We start from the raw sequence: 17,033 nt of genomic DNA, 5'->3' as shown, positions 1-17,033 counted from the left end.
CTTTTATATTAAGGTACTTGGACATACAAATGCTGTAGTCGGAATACATCCGTTTTCCTGTATGGCCTTAAAACCACCAGCCACATCGATGAGGTTGTGGTACCCGCGTGAGCGCATGATGGAATTGAAAATAACAGAACGGTAACCACCTGCACAGTGAACAAAGTAGGTCTTGGTTTTATCGACGGTGCCGAGGTTTTCGTTGATATAATCCAGTGGAAGGTTGACAGCACCCTCGACATGCTCGCTTAAGTATTCCTTTGTTTTTCTGACGTCCAGAATATTTACCTCCGCTTTTTTGCCGATTTCGGCCAGCCGGGCTACACAAACCGATTTTATCTCGTCGGTTTCCTGACCAGCTTTTTTCCAGGCAACGACGCCGCCATCTAGGTAACCTACTGCACCATCAAATCCTACTCTTGATAAACGGGTGAGCACTTCTTCAATTCTACCCTCATCTGTAATAAGTAAAATAGGATGTTTAATGTCCGGGATTAAAGTTCCTACCCAGGGGGCGAAATTTCCATCGATGCCAATATTTACCGAGTTTGGGAGAAAGCCTTTTATAAAATCCTCTGGAGCTCTTGTGTCGAGAATTACCGCTCCTGTTTCATTTGCAACCCGCTCAAAAGCATCGGGGTTAAGGGCTTGCATGCCTCGTTCTATCACTTTGTTAAAACTATCATATCCATGGATGTTCATCATGACGTTTTCAGGAAAATATGCAGGAGGCGGTAAAAGACCATCAGTAACCTCTTTAATGAATTCGTCTTTGGACATGCCTGCCCTTAGCGCATAATTGGTCTTCTTTTGATTTCCCAAAAGATCGGTGGTCTCTTTGCTCATATTTTTTCCGCATGCGCTACCCGCACCATGTGCAGGATAAACCATAATATCATCGCTTAAAGGCATGATCTTATTGCGTAAAGAATCAAAGAGATAACCTGCTAGCATCTCACTTGTAAGCTCACTGACCGGTTTCTGTGCCAGATCGGGTCTTCCCACATCGCCTATAAAAAGCGTATCGCCGGAGAACAGTGCTATTTCCTTTCCTTGCTCATCGCTAACCAGGAAACAGGTGCTTTCCATGGTATGTCCTGGGGTGTGCAACACTTTAATCTTTGCCCCACCAAGTCGCAACACTTCTCCGTCTTTCGCACCGTAAAAATCAAAGTCGGGTTTTGCATTCGGCCCGTAAACGATTTCTGCGCCGCTTTCTTTAGCCAGATCAATGTGTCCGGATACAAAATCGGCATGGAAATGTGTTTCGAGCACGTATTTTATTTTTGCGTTGTTCTTCCGTGCACGTTCCATATACGGACTAACCTCTCGAAGCGGATCGATAATGGCCGCCTCTCCGTTGCTTTCTATATAATAGGCACCTTGTGCCAGACATCCGGTGTAAATTTGTTCTATAATCATGATGATTAAATTAGTATGTCAAAATTAATCCTTAACGATATGGTCGTTGGTGACTTTTGTCACACAAGGAGTTTGTTTCTGAAGGTTACTTAAATATTACCTCTTTTAGAATGATGTAGCAACCCATAACCAGTACAAACCACCCGAAACCTTTCTTCAGTTTTCCTCCATCTATTTTTTTGTTTATCATTCCACCTACCACGATACCGGCAATGGCAACGGTAGTAATTTTGGCGAGAAAGATCCAGTCGATATGGAAATGTCCAAGATCGCCGGTGAAACCGATGAGCGAATTAAGCGCTATGATGAAAAGTGAAGTACCTACGGCCTCTTTCATGGGTAAGCCCACTAAAATAACAAGTGTAGGAATAAGTAGAAAGCCACCACCAGCACCCAAAAAACCAGTAGCGAGGCCGATGGCAATGCCGTATAAAAACAGTTTACCGATGTGAAGTGGGGGTTTTTCTATTCGGGTGCTGCTTTCTGCTCTTGCACCTTTAATCATCGCTGTTGCAGCCGCTACCATCAAAACTGCAAAGAGTACCATCATGAGCATGTTTTCTGTTAACTCAAAATCGCCGATTTTTATTATTATCTTGGGTATAAGGGGGATAATGAATTTGCGGGTTAAGAATACAGTTGAGATGGATGCACTACCAAACAGCAAAGCTGTTTTAATATTCACCAGCCCACGCTTAAAATTCCCGACTGTACCTGCTAAACTTGTAGAGCCAACGATGAACAATGAATAAGAAGTAGCCAATAGCGGATTAACCCCAAATAGGTAAACCAGTACCGGCATGGTGAGGATAGAACCGCCACCGCCGATCAATCCAAGCGAAATTCCAATTAAGGCAGATGCAACGTATGCAATGATTTCCATTTCTGTTATTTTTTAACAAAAATCGAGTTATCATCTACCAATGTTGGTGACTTTTGTCACACTCATTATATTTTCAAGAAGTGATGCCTTTCGCAGTAAAAATAACTTTATTCTTTTTATGGGCTTAGGCTAAATATTCGATGTAATTACGGTACATCTTAATTTCTCCTGCCTGCTCCATTTTCTTAAGCAGCCTTGAAATTACTTCCCGGGAGGTGTTCAAATCAGATGCAATTTCACTGTGGGTAAGGTGCAGTTCTTTTGTGTTTAAATCTCCAGCTTGCTTTTTCAGGTAAAAGGCCAGCCGCTCATCCATTGCCTTAAAGGCGATATTATCGATGACAAAGAGGAGTTCTTCAAAGCGCATACGGTATGTTTCAATGACAAAGTAATACCATGTTCTGTAATCCCGCATCAGCTTATCCATCAGGGCAATCGGAATCATGAGTACCTTGGTCTGTTCAATGGCCTTTGCCATTACCTGACTGGTTTCCTGTTTGGTTGCGCATATCATGGAAAGTGCACACGCATTTCCTGGCTGGAGATAATACATAAAGAATTCCTGTCCATCTTCTCCCTCCCTGTAGAGCTTTACCATGCCTTCTACGATAAGCACCGTGGAGCGCATATTCTGCCCAGTTTGCATGAGCATATCACCTCCCTGAAAATCCCTAAGCGTCGCATTCTCGATAAGGATGGTCTTAAGGGCAGGTTCAAACTGGGGAAAAAGTCTTTCGATGTATTCCGCAATGGTCATATCTTTCATTTTAGCTGTTTTGGATTTTAAAGATAACTATACTGCAGGCCTGCGCCAAAATTCTTTAAAATATTGGAATACATTTTTTGGATATAGAATAAAGGGTATAATAAATTTACAAAGAAACTCTCTATGGTTCCCTAATTAAAACATGCAGCGCGTTTTTTCCAAAGTAAACCTAACACTTCGTCCAGGGATAAAGCTGACAAAAATCACATATTGTTTTTTATTTTTTATCCCTTGTTAATCTTTATGTTTTTTGATCGACCCGGAAAGAAATAGCCCGATCAGTGCGACTTTTTAAAGGTACCACCATAACTATGAATCGTAACAATGAGGTCATAATTAGCTTCTGAGGCGTGGCTTACTAGTCTTTGGGCATTTAATTTTATATATTGAATTAAAGTGGCTCAAACGCTTGCTGGCTTAAGACTTATTGTTATCCAAATAGGATCAGTGGGGATCTGCTTTTTAAAGGGTCCCCACTTTATGGACTACTTGGGGCAATTTCCTGATGGCGGCTAATATATTTTTTTACGTTGCGGTTTTTCAGTTTCTGCCTATGTTCCCAACCCTGACCCATCTTATTGAATACCTATTTGGAATATATATTCCGCTTCCCGTTCAGACTTTCGGTTTCTTTGTGGCCCTGGCATTTATTTCTGGTTACCTGCTGTTTTCTGCTGAGCTTAAAAGAAAGGAGGCTGCAGGACATATAGCACCTGTTGAGATTATTATACAGCCTAAGAAGGAGATTTTGTTATGGGAATGGATAACCAATGGATTTTTAGGTTTTCTTATCGGGTATAAACTGGTTTATGCTGCAGGGAACTATGCTGCTTTTGCTGCTGAACCCGGACAAATCATCCTCTCTCCAAGGGGAAGCTTACCGGGAGGGTTGCTGCTTTGCGCAATTCTTCTTTTTACCGTCTACCTTAAAAAACGCAGGCTTTCTCTGTCGGACCATAGGCCGGTTCATATTTTAAGGCACCCTTACCAGATTATGCCTGAGCTGATCACCTGGGCTGCCCTGTTCCAGGCCATTATCAAGATCGACAGAAATTCACTGGCCAGCTTAGAGTTAAATCAACCGGTTAAGATTACCCTGCCGGATCTGCCAGGTAAAACGTTATATGGGAAAGTAGATTTTATTGAACCTACCCTTCAGCAAGGTGACAAAACGGTTAGCGCAAGGGTTTATCTGGACAATATGGAACATCAGCTGAAGGTAAACAGTCTAATCAATGCCTCAATAGAGACGGGAAAATCCAAAGGGCTTTGGATACCGAGGTCTGCTCTGCAGGATCTTGGGCAGACAAAAATAATCTGGCTAAAAAAAGGCAGCTTATACTATGCACATAGTGTAAATATTGGGACTTTCAAAGGGAACGAAATACAGATAACAAGAGGCCTTTCCGCAACCGATACCCTGGCAGTAGATGCAGGGTATTTAACAGACAGTGAGAGTTTCATCAAAACAAAGGGTCATGAATAACATAAAAAGAATTAACCTGAAAAGGATCTGTGCCTTACTGATTATTGTGCTTTCAGTAAGTATATTTAACAGCTGCAAACAAAAAGCAGAGCCGGCGGCAAAAGCAAAAAGCAAATTTTACTATACCTGTTCCATGCATCCACAGATACATGAAGACCATCCCGGCAACTGTCCGATCTGTGGCATGAAACTGATCAAGGTCGAACTTACTGGATCAGGAAATTCTGCCACGGAAAAAATAACATTGACAGCAAGCCAGATTCAGTTGGCAGGCATAACAGTTGATACGGTAAGGGAAGAAAATACAGGGGGCGAAAAACTTCTGACCGGAACAGTTGCCACGGACGAAAGTAAGGCGGAAGAGATCAGTGCAAGAGTGGCCGGACGCATACAGCGTTTATTTGTTAGGTCCGTTGGAGAAAAAATAACAATAGGTCAGGCAGTGTATTCCATTTATAGCGAAGACCTGTTATCAGCCGAAAAAGAATACCTTTTGGCCAGGCAGCAGCAGAAGGTATTAAATAATCCTGACGTCGATTATGAGGCCATGATCAAGACAGTAGAGCACAAGTTATTGTTATGGGGCCTGAACTCCGCCCAGATCATAAATCTTTCTTCTTTGTCCAAAACTTCGGCCACTGTTACCATATACAGCAAGGTTAACGGAACGGTAAGCGACATAGCCATCCACGAGGGTGATTACGTAACTGAAGGGATGGCTATATTAAAAACGCAAGGGTTAGCCAATCTATGGATAGAGGCGCAGTTATATGCCGGCGAAAGCGGAAACTATAAGGAAAATGACATGGTGAATGTCTCTTTTCCAGATCTGAACGGACAGGTTGTTAAAGGCAAGGTGGAATTTGTAAATCCTGAACTATCAGATGAATCTAAGGTTGTGCTCATCCGGATCGCAGTTCCAAATACGCAGGGGCTGATCAGGCCGGGGATGTTGGCATACATTTCCATTGGTAATGGAAAACAGAATGCTGTTGCTGTGCCCACATCTTCAATACTAGCAGGAGGTAAAGGCAATAAGGTATGGATCAAAAATCGTGATGGAAGTTTTTCTGGAAGAAAGGTCAATACCGGAGCAGGGAACGGGGGCTATGTGCAGGTATTGTCTGGCATTTCACTAGGTGAAATAGTGGTCACCAGTAGAGCCTACCTCTTGGAGAGTGAATCGATATTCAAAAATGGAGGGTAAGGTTATGATTTGGTGCGTCATATCTTATGGATAAATACCCATGGTAAGTAAAATTTGGCATAGTATGTAGCTTGATTGCGCTAATACTGTCTGGACCTTGGTGAAAAGCAAATCCAGCATTTGACAGGTCGGAGTCTGCGAAACGAAATTACTTTTCGAGGGGCCGAAAAATATTGAAACAAGTTCAATGTCAGAAATTTGAGGTGATTTTCTAATATAATTATATAAAAGATATGGGAAATTATATAAATTTAATTTTGCATCTTTATATAGATTTGTAGTCTGATGAAAACCAAAGCCATCTTTCTTTTAGTGATTTTTCTGCTCAACACTGTTGTTGGCCTTGCCTGTGCAGTTGGAATGGAAAGAGATAATCATGGAGAAAGTGATGTACATGTTTCCTCTAAAAAGAATAATCACAAACATGATCATCAGCATAAAGGTGCACATGTGCATAAACACAGTGCTTCAAATGGACCGAATCTTTCAAAAGAAGATCCCTGTTGCAAGACTCTGGTCAACGACCTTGTGGTTCAGGGGAAGCTTGTTCCCCAAAGCGTTAAAAACCAGGTTATCCTACCTGTTCTATTGCTTCCAGATTATAATTACAACTTTTTAATTCCTTCTGTCAAACTGGCTCTCAAAAAGAGCGTTTACGCCGGACAGCGGGAGCGGCCACCCAACAGGGACATCCGGATTTCCATCAATAGCTTTCAGATATAAGATTTCACCAAGAATTACCAATAGAGCCCGTGTTACATTGACATGGTGCCTGGCTTTCGCGCGGCCAAAACTCCTGCGGAAAGAGTGTAAACATTTAATCTTAAAATCATGAAAAAAATATTTTTTCTGGTTGCCCTATTGGCAATCGTTTTCACTGGCCGCGTCCTTGCGCAAAATAGCCAGACACAGTCACTTTTAACTTCTTATTACGATATCAAAAATGCATTGATAAATGCAGATGCGACAGTCGCCGCCTCAAAAGCCACTGAGTTTTCCAGAGCGCTGGGCAGCATGGACATGAAGTCAATGCCAGAAGCCGATATGAATATATTTATAGGTTTACAGGATAAGCTTGCCTTTGATGCCAAGCACATATCGGAGAGTAAGGATATTGCCCATCAGAGAGAATATTTCGCAACTTTTTCTGCCAATCTTTTTAAACTGGCAAAAGCCGTTAAACTCACCAAAGCGCCTGTTTATTATACCTATTGTCCATTGAAAAAGAGCTATTGGCTTTCTGATAACGCTGGTATCAAAAACCCTTATTTCGGTAAGCAGATGCTGACCTGTGGTGCAGTAAAGGAGACTATCAAATAATTCATATTGTTATTGAGCGGACATTTAGCATTGTGATGTTTTGGTCCGTTCAATATAGCTGTATGCATATATTCTACATACAGCTCGAAATAATTTATTCAAGATATATCAAAAACAATGAAAACATTAATATATAGCCTTCTGGGCCCACTATTTTTCCTTGCCGCCTGTACAAATGGTAAAAATGAAAAGCAAGATTCCGCTGTTGCGGATTCCACGACCAAAAATGTTTCTAGGGAAACCAATAATGTAAAAAAATCCCAAACGGCTGCGCTTTTATCCGGCTATCTGAAACTGAAAAATGCCCTGACCACGGACGATGATAAACAAGCTGCCGCCGCAGGCAGTGAAATGGTCGCAGCGTTCGCCAGTTTTGATGAAAAATCATTGACTTCGGAGCAGGCCAGGGCATATAGCGATATTCGGGATGATGCCAAAGAGCACGCAGAGCATATCGGTTCCAATGCAGGCAATATTGCCCATCAACGTGAGCATTTCGATATGCTGAGCAAAGACATGTACGATATGATCAAGCTCCTTGGCACTGACAAGCCCCTGTATGTGGACCGTTGTCCCATGTACAACAATAACAAGGGTGCAATCTGGGTGAGTGAGATAAAGGAGATCAAAAACCCTTACCTTGGAAAAACGATGCCCACCTGTGGCACTGTCAAAGAAGAACTGAAATAGCACAAAAATGACGGGCATAAAAAAAACCTTTCTTGGGCTATTAGTTATCTTCATGCTTATGCAGATCTTACAGCCTGCACGCAATAAAAGCGCGCAGGCTATGCCTCAGGATATATCCACACTTGTTCCTATGCCTGATGATGTGCAGGGGATACTTAAAAAATCATGTTATGACTGTCACAGCAACAACACGGAATATCCATGGTATGCCTATGTTCAGCCGCTTCACTGGTACCTTAACAGTCACATACGATCGGGAAAAGAGGAGCTGAACTTTAATGAATTTGCCGGCTATACCTTGCGGAGGCGTCAGAACAAACTGCGGGCCATAGAAAATAGCTTAAAAGATGGTACAATGCCGCTTTCCTCTTATAGCCTGATCCACAGAAATGCAATATTAGATCCAAGGGAAAAGTCGATACTCATAAAGTGGGTACAGAATTCAAGGGATAGTTTGAACAGAAAGAATCTCACTGCTCTTTAAATTAACAAAGAAATGAAAAATATATTAACAGTCTTTTTATTGATAATTTATTCTGTGGTTTCCGCCCAGGATATGAAGGGAATGAAAACGGACAAGAACGGCAGTGCTGGTCAGTCCAGGGTAATCTATACCTGTGTGATGCACCCGGAAATACAATCGGAAAAACCCGGTAACTGTCCAAAGTGCGGAATGAAGCTTATCCTGCAGAAAGGTAAAGTGGATAAGGCAAAGACAGCTGATCCGGGCAAAAAGAAGCAAGGTACAAAAAAGGGAGCTATGGAAGGCATGAAAATGCTGGCAGAAAAATTGGAAAGTAAGCCAAAAGAGGAATCAGTAACCTATACCTGCCCAATGCACCCTGAGATCCATGACTCCAAACCTGGCAACTGTCCCAAATGCGGGATGAAGCTAATCAGGGAAAAGCCCAGGTCAGCGCCTGAACAGAATGGGGGAACAAAGGAAAGTTCCAAAAAGAGTGAGGATATGGGGGATATGGCGGGCATGGCAATGGATGATAACAGTTCTGACATGGAAAATATCAAAACTGCAAAGGCCAATTTGGGCCCGATTAAGACCGTTGCGAATAAATTTCCACCACGTACCGTGCGTTATGATCTTTACATAGCCGATACAACGGTAAATTATGGGAGAAAATCAAAGCGGGCAATTGCGGTAAACGGTCAGATCCCCATGCCCACACTGACCTTTACGCAGGGCGATACCGCCCTGATCTACGTGCACAATAATCTCGACGAGGAAACCGCGCTGCACTGGCACGGACTTTTTCTTCCGAACAAGATGGATGGTGTTCCTTTTCTGACCCAAATGCCGATCAAACCGCACACTACCTACATCTATAAGTTTCCCATCGTCCAACATGGAACGCACTGGTACCACAGCCACAGCGGCCTTCAGGAACAGATAGGTATGTATGGGGCATTTATCATGAACAAACGTACGGAGTGGGATATTCCAACCCTTCCAGTAGTCATTAGCGAATGGACAGATATGAAGCCCGAGGAGGTTCATAGAAGCCTGAAAAATGCCAACGACTGGTTTGCCATCAAAAAAGGGACTACCCAGAGTTATGCAGAAGCGATCAGGACCGGACATTTTAAAACAAAGGTAGCCAATGAATGGAAGCGCATGAATGCCATGGATGTGAGCGATGTTTATTATGAAGCCTTTCTCATCAATGGGAAAAATCAGAACGAACAGCCGCAGTTCAAGGCTGGGGACAAGGTAAGGCTGCGTATTGCAAACGGTGGAGCCTCAGATTATTTCTGGCTTAAATATGCAGGGGGCAAGATTACCGTTGTCGCTACCGATGGAAATGATGTGGAGCCTGTAGAGGTCGACAGGCTGATTATAGCGGTTTCCGAAACCTATGATGTAGTGGTCACGATTCCGGAAAATAAGAGCTATGAATTTTTGGTCACTCCTGAAGACCGTACGGGATCAGCATCACTATGGCTGGGCAAGGGAGAAAAGGTCCATGCAGAGAAAATGCCCAAACTGAAGTATTTTGCCGGAATGAAAATGATGAACGATATGATGGATATGAGCGGCAATATGGTACAGATGGAAGGCATGAAGATGCAGAACCAGATCATGGATATGAATACGGTGATGTACCCGGAGGTAACCGGTGAAGAAAATTCAAAAACAGAGAAAAAAATGAAGGGGATGCCTGGTATGCAGATGTCTGGTGACAAGAGCATGGCAGGGATGAATATGGAGGCAGAAACCGCCGATATCGTTACTCTGAACTATAATATGCTTCGAGATCCAAAGAAAACAACCCTGCCAAAAGGCCCATGGAAGGAACTTAAGTTTGACCTTACAGGAAATATGAACCGTTACGTCTGGACGCTGGATAACAAAACCGTTTCTGAAAGCGATAAGATACTGATAAAAAAGGGCGAAAATGTTAGGATAATCCTTTACAACAACAGTATGATGCGCCATCCTATGCACCTTCATGGCCATGACTTCAGGGTAATTAACCGGCAGGGAGAATATGCCCCGATGAAGAACATTATCGACATCATGCCCATGGAGCGGGATACCCTTGAATTTGCAGCAACAGAGCCAGGAGGCGACTGGTTCTTCCACTGCCATATTCTCTATCACATGATGAGCGGTATGGGAAGGGTATTCAGTTATGAGAATTCTCCGCCTAATCCCGAAATCCCGGACCCCAAGCTGGCACAGCGAAAACTTTTCAGTGATGACAGGGCATTTCATCCAATGGCACGCATCGGAATCGAAACCAATGGCAGCGACGGAGAGATTATGCTCGCCAATACCCGTTACCGCTTTACCACTGAATGGCGGATTGGGTTTGACAAGGAAATGGGCTATGAAAGTGAAAGTCATTTTGGAAGATATATCGGGAGAAACCAATGGCTATTGCCCTATATCGGATGGGATTTTAGAAAAAGAACGGTTGATCCCTTGGACAAGAATGTTTTCGGGCAATCACTTTCGCCGGGAAACAACCTTTTCGGGCAGGGAAATACCAAAAATTTCAGGCAGGTATTTCATTTGGGAGTTCAATATACCCTACCACTGCTGATCGTTGCAGATGCTTCCCTCGATCACAAGGGGAATGTCAGGTTTCAGCTGATGAGGGAAGATATCCCCGTTTCCAAAAGACTGCGCTTCCAGTTTATGGTCAATACCGATAAGGAATATATGGCCGGATTCAGGTACATCGTTACTAAGTATTTTGGGCTTTCAACACATTATGACAGTGATATGGGCTATGGCGCCGGATTGACATTAAGCTATTAACAAATCAAAAACATGGAACACACCTATAAAATAACCGGAATGAGCTGTCAGGGCTGCCGGAGCAAAGTCGAAAATGTGCTGAATGCGATTGATGGCGTTTCTGCACAGGTGACCCTTGAACCTGCTGAAGCCGTCATAACTATGCAAGAACATATCCCGACGGAAAAGCTGCAGGAGGCTCTTTCTGCCGCCGGACATTACGGTATTGAAATGGCAGTTCAGGGAAAACATGTTCTAAAATCTTCAGAACATCCTAATCATGATCATTCAACCCATGAGCAAAGTCCCAAGGTTGAAAATGATGATAAAAATGAAGCGGGAGGCCTGTTTTATTGTCCTATGCACTGTCAAGGTCAGAAGACTTATGATAAGCCAAGTCATTGCCCTGTATGCGGGATGGACCTGGTAAAACAGCCTGCCAAGAAACAGGCATCTCAATTTACCTGCCCCATGCATCCCGAGATTATCAGGGACAAACCAGGATCATGTCCGCTCTGCGGAATGGACCTGGTACCTACAGGGACAAACCTTGAAGAAGAAGATAAAACTTATGAAACCCTGCTCAAAAAGTTCAAGATTGCAGCAGGTTTTACCATACCCATTTTTGTTATTGCCATGACGGAAATGATTCCCAGCAATCCTTTGTTTGATCTAATGGAACTTAAATACTGGAACTGGGTTCAGTTTTTTCTTTCTATTCCGGTGGTCTTTTATGCAACCTGGATGTTCTTTCAGCGTGCATGGCAATCCATCATTACCTGGAAACTGAACATGTTTACACTGATTGGGATTGGTGCCGGGGTATCCTGGGGCTTCAGTATTGTCGCCCTTCTATTCCCCGGAGTTTTTCCTGATCAGTTTAAAACACATCACGGCACCGTTTTCGTTTATTTTGAGGCGGCAACCGTGATTCTTACGCTGGTACTGCTCGGTCAGCTTTTGGAAGCCCGGGCGCATGGCAAAACCAACAGCGCCATTAAGGAGCTGTTGAAGCTGGCACCTAATTCAGCAACAAAAGTGGTCGGGGATAAGGAAATATCAGTATCTATTGATGATATTCAGAAAGGAGATCTGCTGAGGGTAAAGCCTGGTGAAAAAATTCCGGTGGATGGTAGTATTAAGAACGGGGAAGCTGTAATTGATGAATCCATGATCACAGGAGAACCCCTTCCTGTTGAGAAAAAGATAGGGGATAAAATCAGTTCAGGAACCATCAATGGTAAAAAGACCTTTGTCATGCTTGCCGAAAAGGTAGGCTCAGAAACACTGCTTTCCCAGATCATCGAAATGGTCAATTCCGCCAGCCGCTCAAAAGCGCCCATCCAAAAGATGGCCGATAAAATTTCAGGTTATTTCGTGCCTGTTGTGGTATTGATTTCTATTGTAACGTTCGTGGTATGGGCAGTATACGGCCCCGATCCGGCCTATGTTTATGCTTTTGTAAATGCAATCGCGGTATTGATTATTGCATGCCCATGTGCGCTAGGCCTGGCTACCCCAATGTCGGTAATGGTGGGAGTAGGGAAGGGCGCTCAGTCTGGTATACTGATCAAAAATGCGGAATCTCTTGAGAAAATGAATGCTATTGATGTAGTGGTCATCGATAAAACTGGTACGGTTACAGAGGGAAAGCCCTCGGTTGAAAGTGTGGTTAGCGTAGATAAGGGCTTTACCGAAAAACAGATCCTGGAGAAAATTGTGGCTTTGAACAGCAGCAGCGAACATCCATTGGCACAGGCAACTTTGCGTTATGGGGAGGAAAACGAAATATCCGTTAAGGCTATATCCGACTTTGAGGCCGTTACCGGGAAGGGCGTAACAGGCAGTCTGAATGGGGAAAGACTGGCTTTGGGGAACCAAAAACTGATGGAGCATGTTAAAGCGGCGATTGATCCTAGTCTGTCCGAGCAGGTTAGTGCCGCTCAAAGGCAGGGCAAGACGGTTTCTTATTTGGCCGTTGGAAATAAAGCAGTGGGGTTTGTTGTGATTTCGGATAAGATCAAGCATTCCAGCACAGCTGCTATTCTAAAGCTCCAGCAGGAAGGCATCAAGGTAATCATGTTTACCGGAGACAATGAGGATACAGCGAGGGCAGTAAGCGCAACTTTAAATCTGGATGGGTTCAAAGCTCAGATGTTGCCTGAAGATAAGCTGAATGAAATAAAAAAACTACAGGCCGAAGGCAAAAAGGTAGCCATGGCAGGTGACGGCATCAATGATGCCCCTGCACTTTCCCAGGCTGATATCGGGATTGCCATGGGCACGGGAACAGACGTTGCTATCCAGAGTGCCTCGATTACATTGGTGAAGGGGGATTTAAACGGGATCGCAAAAGCAAGGTTGTTGAGCCATAAAGTAATGGGCAATATCAAAGGAAACCTGTTTTTTGCCCTGGGATACAATGTATTGGGGATTCCGATAGCGGCTGGTATTTTATATCCGTTTTTTGGAGTTTTACTTTCTCCCATGATAGCTGCACTCGCGATGAGTTTTAGCTCGGTTTCCGTTATTTTGAATTCCCTGAGATTGAGAAATGCCAAAATCGACTGATATTTTTTTAGTAGAGGAAAAAGGCAGATGCTGTTACCGATGGCCGTTGCGTGAGGATAACAGGGGATATTTGAAAACGCTTCCGGCGCATATCAGGTTAGAATATAAACTGAGCGGTGAAAAACTAAATCTTGTTTTCGCGCACGGCAGTACCAGTAGTATAGATGAATACATACTGATAGACACAGATGCAGACTATGTTTTGGAAATGCTTAAAGAAGCTGATGCAGATCTGCTTTTTGTGGTGCACTTCCACAAGCCGTATCACAGAATTTGGAAACCCCATATTGAAAGTTCAAACATGTGATCAACCTGGGATCCCTCGGAAAGCCTAACGACGGTGACCCAAGGGGTTGTTACCTTATGTTCACTTAAATGCAGGCTGTTCTACAACCGATGCAAATAGTATTGAAATTGAATTCAAGCGTGTCGAGCACGACGTGGAAGCATCCCCCACAGCTATCATAAACAGTCCCCCTGTCCGGTGAGTTTGCTGATGCCTTGAAGCTTGCGAAATAACCCCAATCAATTGGACAGTCAAATTTGAGGGTGCCAGGCTCTTATTCTTCATTTACAGATCTTGCAATCTATTATATCACATAACAACAACACAGAGTATTAGTAAATTTTATACTTTTACACCGTGAAATTCATTGCCCTGGTTTTATCTCTCATCGTATATACGCTAACCGCGGTACCATGCTGCGCTTTAGCGCGAGAAGATAGCCATGTACTGAAAACCGATAAAGCGGAAAAACATGCTTGCAGTGAACATAACGATAATTGTTGCAAAGGCTGTTCACCGTTTTATGTCTGTGGTACCTGTATCGGCTTTACCATCACTACACGGACAACGATCGTTTTTGCGGCCCAGCTTTTACCTGTACAGCATAATACGGCTTACATCCCACTTCAGCTACAGGCCATTTCAATTTCTATCTGGCAGCCGCCCAAACTTTCGTAGTTTATTTTTCCCTCGTCCTAACCGGACATATTTATCGAAATCATTATTTAAAGATCATTATGAAAAGAACGATTGTGGTTTTGGCTATACTGTTGTTTACAGTTACCGCCTTTGCCCAAAATAGATATAAAGCCGTCATCAAAGACGCAAAGACAAACCAAGTACTTCCAGGAGCTACGTTAAAAGTTCTTGGAACGACCATTGGCGCTAAATCAGATAGTGCAGGTAATGCAAGTATTAATGGTATACCCTCAGGTAAACAGATCATTCAGTTTAGTTATGTAGGCTATCAGACCAAAACTGATACGCTGACCTTTCCCCTTGCTGAAACTAACGTTTTGACTATTTTACTTACTGCAGCTGAAGAAGACCAGGAACTAGAGGATGTAGTGATCTCAGCTACAAGGAGCAGCCGTACCATTGATAATATTCCTACACGGGTTGAGGTCATCGCCGGGGAAGAACTGGACGAAAAAGGTAATATGAAACCTGGCGACATCCGCATGATGCTGGCAGAAAGCACAGGCATCCAGACCCAGCAGACTTCTGCGACCAGCGGAAATTCCAGTATCCGCATACAGGGACTGGACGGAAAATATACCCAGATCATTAGGGACGGTTTTCCATTATACTCTGGTTTCTCGGGTGGATTGGGCCTGCTTCAGATTGCCCCATTGGATTTGCAGCAGGTAGAGGTGATCAAAGGTTCATCGTCCACCCTTTACGGAGGTGGAGCAATTGCTGGACTGGTGAACCTGGTTTCTAAAAAACCGACTGAAGCGCGTCAGCTTAATTTCCTTTTAAACGGTACTTCTGCTTTGGGACTGGATGCCAGTGGTTTTTATGGACAGAAATTTGATAAAATAGGTATCACGGTTTATGGTGCATACAACAAAGGGACTGCCTATGATCCTTCTGATATTGGCTTAACCGCTATCCCCAAGTTTGACCGTTTCACCCTGAACCCCAAACTATATTTTTATTTCAATGATGCGACTACGCTTTTGGCCGGAATCAACGCCACAACTGAAAAACGGATTGGCGGCGACCTGGAATATGTGAAGGGAAATGGCAGTGCTGCCCATTCTTATTTTGAGGAGAATAAAACCGGGCGTTACAGCTCTCAGGTTGAGTTGGATCATAGACTGAGCGAAAAGGAAAAGCTTGTTATCCGCAATTCGGTGAGCTATTACGACCGGAGTATTGGGTTGCCAAATTACCTTTTTTCAGGCGTTCAAGTGTCAACCTACAGTGAGGCCAATTATAGCCGTAACGGAGAAAAAGCAGACTGGGTGTTGGGGGTGAACTTTTTGACCGACAATTTTAAGGAAGACCAGAACAGTGACAATGCACTCAGAAGTTACAATTATAATACCATTGGGGCATTTGCACAGAACACCTGGAACATATCTAAAAAAATTAGTCTTGAATCAGGAGTAAGGGGAGATTACCACAATGAATACGGATTTTTCTTCTTACCAAGAATTTCCGGATTGTGGAAGATCAATGAACATTTTTCTACCCGATTAGGCGGTGGTCTGGGTTATAAGGCACCAACTGTATTTACCGAAGATGCTGAGCGGATCCAGTTCAGAAATGTAGCGCCTTTAGATGTGGCCAATACAAAGGCGGAACGCTCTTATGGCGCCAACTATGATGTTAACTATCGCACCTCATTGTTTGACGGAGCGGTTGGATTCAGCATCAATCAGATGTTTTTTTATACCCGTATCAATAACCCGATATTGCTGACTGCTGCTAATGGAGCCAACCTGACCTATGTTCAGCCTAAAGGTAATTTAGATACCAGGGGAATGGAAACAAATGCCAAAGTAACCTACGGTGATTTTAAACTTTTCATCGGTTATACATTAGCGGATGTGAACCAGCATACAGGAGGCACCAGCACAAATTATCCGCTGGTTTCAAAGCACAGGGTAAATAATGTATTGATGTATGAGCTTGAAGATAAATGGAAGATCGGTGCCGAAGCATACTATTTCAGCAAACAGAAGTTAAACGATGGTGCCACTGGTAAAAGCTATTGGACAGCTGGTCTGATGGCAGAAAAGCTTTGGGAACGGTTTTCAATTTTTGTGAATTTTGAGAATTTAACGGACACCAGGCAGACCAGCTTTGATTCGATCTATACAGGTAGCATTACTAGCCCTGTTTTCAGGGACATCTATGCGCCTGTAGATGGGTTTGTAGTAAACGGAGGGATAAAATTCAAACTTTAAACCTGTAGTAATCGACTTTTCTGGGTAGTGGATTCACATTTTAGCCGGGCCAGGGATTTGATGGCCAAAAAATCCCTGGCTGGCTGAATAATTGAAGCTTTCGGTGCGGTTAAAAGACATTTCCCATCAGAAGAGTCTATGCTGGCCGATAAGGTCTGTTAGTGGAAGATTCAGGCTTACCTCTGGACTTATCTCATCAATAAATGAAAACTTCCTTCCCTTTTT

At 43.4% G+C, this 17,033-nt stretch carries 13 protein-coding genes; 10 read left to right on the top strand and 3 right to left on the bottom strand.

The window, feature by feature from the left end; translation table 11 throughout:
- Positions 1-3 precede the first annotated feature (3 nt).
- The 3 genes from DF947_RS21375 to DF947_RS21365 form a co-directional block, all read right to left on the bottom strand.
- Complete coding sequence (locus DF947_RS21375) at positions 4-1,422, bottom strand: MBL fold metallo-hydrolase (RefSeq protein WP_056095268.1); 1,419 nt, start codon at positions 1,420-1,422, stop codon at positions 4-6.
- 85 nt (positions 1,423-1,507) lie between these two features.
- Complete coding sequence (locus DF947_RS21370) at positions 1,508-2,305, bottom strand: sulfite exporter TauE/SafE family protein (protein ID WP_056095265.1); 798 nt, start codon at positions 2,303-2,305, stop codon at positions 1,508-1,510.
- Positions 2,306-2,429: 124 nt separating this feature from the next.
- The gene (locus tag DF947_RS21365; protein ID WP_090985886.1) at positions 2,430-3,071 is read right to left on the bottom strand and encodes a Crp/Fnr family transcriptional regulator; all 642 of its coding nucleotides are present in this window, start codon (positions 3,069-3,071) and stop codon (positions 2,430-2,432) included.
- A gap of 505 nt (positions 3,072-3,576) precedes the next feature.
- On the opposite strand from DF947_RS21365, the gene DF947_RS21360 reads away from it, so the two are divergent.
- The 10 genes from DF947_RS21360 (at position 3,577) to DF947_RS21310 (ending at position 16,808) form a co-directional block, all read left to right on the top strand.
- A complete protein-coding gene (locus DF947_RS21360) occupies positions 3,577-4,557 on the top strand; it encodes an efflux RND transporter periplasmic adaptor subunit (protein ID WP_056095261.1) in 981 nt (326 codons plus the stop codon).
- Positions 4,550-5,764 carry an efflux RND transporter periplasmic adaptor subunit gene (locus tag DF947_RS21355; protein WP_056095258.1) on the top strand — a complete coding sequence of 405 codons (1,215 nt, stop codon included), beginning with the start codon at positions 4,550-4,552 and terminating at the stop codon, positions 5,762-5,764. Before DF947_RS21360 ends, DF947_RS21355 begins: the two co-directional genes overlap by 8 nt.
- 285 nt (positions 5,765-6,049) lie before the next feature.
- On the top strand, positions 6,050-6,487 hold the full coding sequence (locus DF947_RS21350) for a hypothetical protein (RefSeq protein ID WP_056095255.1): 438 nt from the start codon (positions 6,050-6,052) through the stop codon (positions 6,485-6,487).
- A 108-nt stretch (positions 6,488-6,595) separates the two neighbouring features.
- A complete protein-coding gene (locus DF947_RS21345) occupies positions 6,596-7,084 on the top strand; it encodes a DUF3347 domain-containing protein (RefSeq protein WP_056095252.1) in 489 nt (162 codons plus the stop codon).
- Between the two features lie 117 nt (positions 7,085-7,201).
- Positions 7,202-7,774 carry a DUF3347 domain-containing protein gene (locus DF947_RS21340; protein ID WP_056095249.1) on the top strand — a complete coding sequence of 191 codons (573 nt, stop codon included), beginning with the start codon at positions 7,202-7,204 and terminating at the stop codon, positions 7,772-7,774.
- A gap of 7 nt (positions 7,775-7,781) precedes the next feature.
- Positions 7,782-8,258: a heme-binding domain-containing protein gene (locus DF947_RS21335; RefSeq protein WP_056095245.1), complete on the top strand. Its 477-nt coding sequence runs from the start codon at positions 7,782-7,784 to the stop codon at positions 8,256-8,258.
- Positions 8,259-8,270: 12 nt separating this feature from the next.
- Positions 8,271-11,054, top strand: a complete 2,784-nt coding sequence (locus DF947_RS21330; protein ID WP_082489585.1) for a multicopper oxidase domain-containing protein — start codon at positions 8,271-8,273, stop codon at positions 11,052-11,054.
- A 12-nt stretch (positions 11,055-11,066) separates the two neighbouring features.
- Positions 11,067-13,604 (top strand): heavy metal translocating P-type ATPase, encoded by a 2,538-nt coding sequence (locus tag DF947_RS21325; RefSeq protein ID WP_090985884.1) that lies wholly within the window; start codon positions 11,067-11,069, stop codon positions 13,602-13,604.
- Positions 13,588-13,911, top strand: a complete 324-nt coding sequence (locus tag DF947_RS21320; protein ID WP_056095240.1) for a hypothetical protein — start codon at positions 13,588-13,590, stop codon at positions 13,909-13,911. Before DF947_RS21325 ends, DF947_RS21320 begins: the two co-directional genes overlap by 17 nt.
- Before the next feature lie 716 nt (positions 13,912-14,627).
- Positions 14,628-16,808 (top strand): TonB-dependent receptor, encoded by a 2,181-nt coding sequence (locus tag DF947_RS21310; protein WP_056095233.1) that lies wholly within the window; start codon positions 14,628-14,630, stop codon positions 16,806-16,808.
- The last annotated feature ends 225 nt before the right edge of the window (positions 16,809-17,033 follow it).

The organism is Pedobacter paludis (assembly GCF_003173575.1).
Lineage (GTDB): Bacteria > Bacteroidota > Bacteroidia > Sphingobacteriales > Sphingobacteriaceae > Pedobacter > Pedobacter paludis.
Note: the sequence above shows the minus strand (reverse complement) of the source record. Positions and strands in the feature narration are given on the sequence as shown.

What these genes read in the sequence shown, in the direction of transcription:
- DF947_RS21340 (WP_056095249.1), top strand. Translation starts at nt 7,202, where the DNA reads ATGAAAACATTAATATATAGCCTTCTGGGCCCACTATTTTTCCTTGCC.
- DF947_RS21365 (WP_090985886.1), bottom strand. Translation starts at nt 3,071, where the DNA reads ATGAAAGATATGACCATTGCGGAATACATCGAAAGACTTTTTCCCCAG.
- DF947_RS21345 (WP_056095252.1), top strand. Translation starts at nt 6,596, where the DNA reads ATGAAAAAAATATTTTTTCTGGTTGCCCTATTGGCAATCGTTTTCACT.
- DF947_RS21325 (WP_090985884.1), top strand. Translation starts at nt 11,067, where the DNA reads ATGGAACACACCTATAAAATAACCGGAATGAGCTGTCAGGGCTGCCGG.
- DF947_RS21370 (WP_056095265.1), bottom strand. Translation starts at nt 2,305, where the DNA reads ATGGAAATCATTGCATACGTTGCATCTGCCTTAATTGGAATTTCGCTT.
- DF947_RS21350 (WP_056095255.1), top strand. Translation starts at nt 6,050, where the DNA reads ATGAAAACCAAAGCCATCTTTCTTTTAGTGATTTTTCTGCTCAACACT.
- DF947_RS21375 (WP_056095268.1), bottom strand. Translation starts at nt 1,422, where the DNA reads ATGATTATAGAACAAATTTACACCGGATGTCTGGCACAAGGTGCCTAT.
- DF947_RS21320 (WP_056095240.1), top strand. Translation starts at nt 13,588, where the DNA reads ATGCCAAAATCGACTGATATTTTTTTAGTAGAGGAAAAAGGCAGATGC.
- DF947_RS21360 (WP_056095261.1), top strand. Translation starts at nt 3,577, where the DNA reads ATGGCGGCTAATATATTTTTTTACGTTGCGGTTTTTCAGTTTCTGCCT.
- DF947_RS21335 (WP_056095245.1), top strand. Translation starts at nt 7,782, where the DNA reads ATGACGGGCATAAAAAAAACCTTTCTTGGGCTATTAGTTATCTTCATG.
- DF947_RS21310 (WP_056095233.1), top strand. Translation starts at nt 14,628, where the DNA reads ATGAAAAGAACGATTGTGGTTTTGGCTATACTGTTGTTTACAGTTACC.
- DF947_RS21355 (WP_056095258.1), top strand. Translation starts at nt 4,550, where the DNA reads ATGAATAACATAAAAAGAATTAACCTGAAAAGGATCTGTGCCTTACTG.
- DF947_RS21330 (WP_082489585.1), top strand. Translation starts at nt 8,271, where the DNA reads ATGAAAAATATATTAACAGTCTTTTTATTGATAATTTATTCTGTGGTT.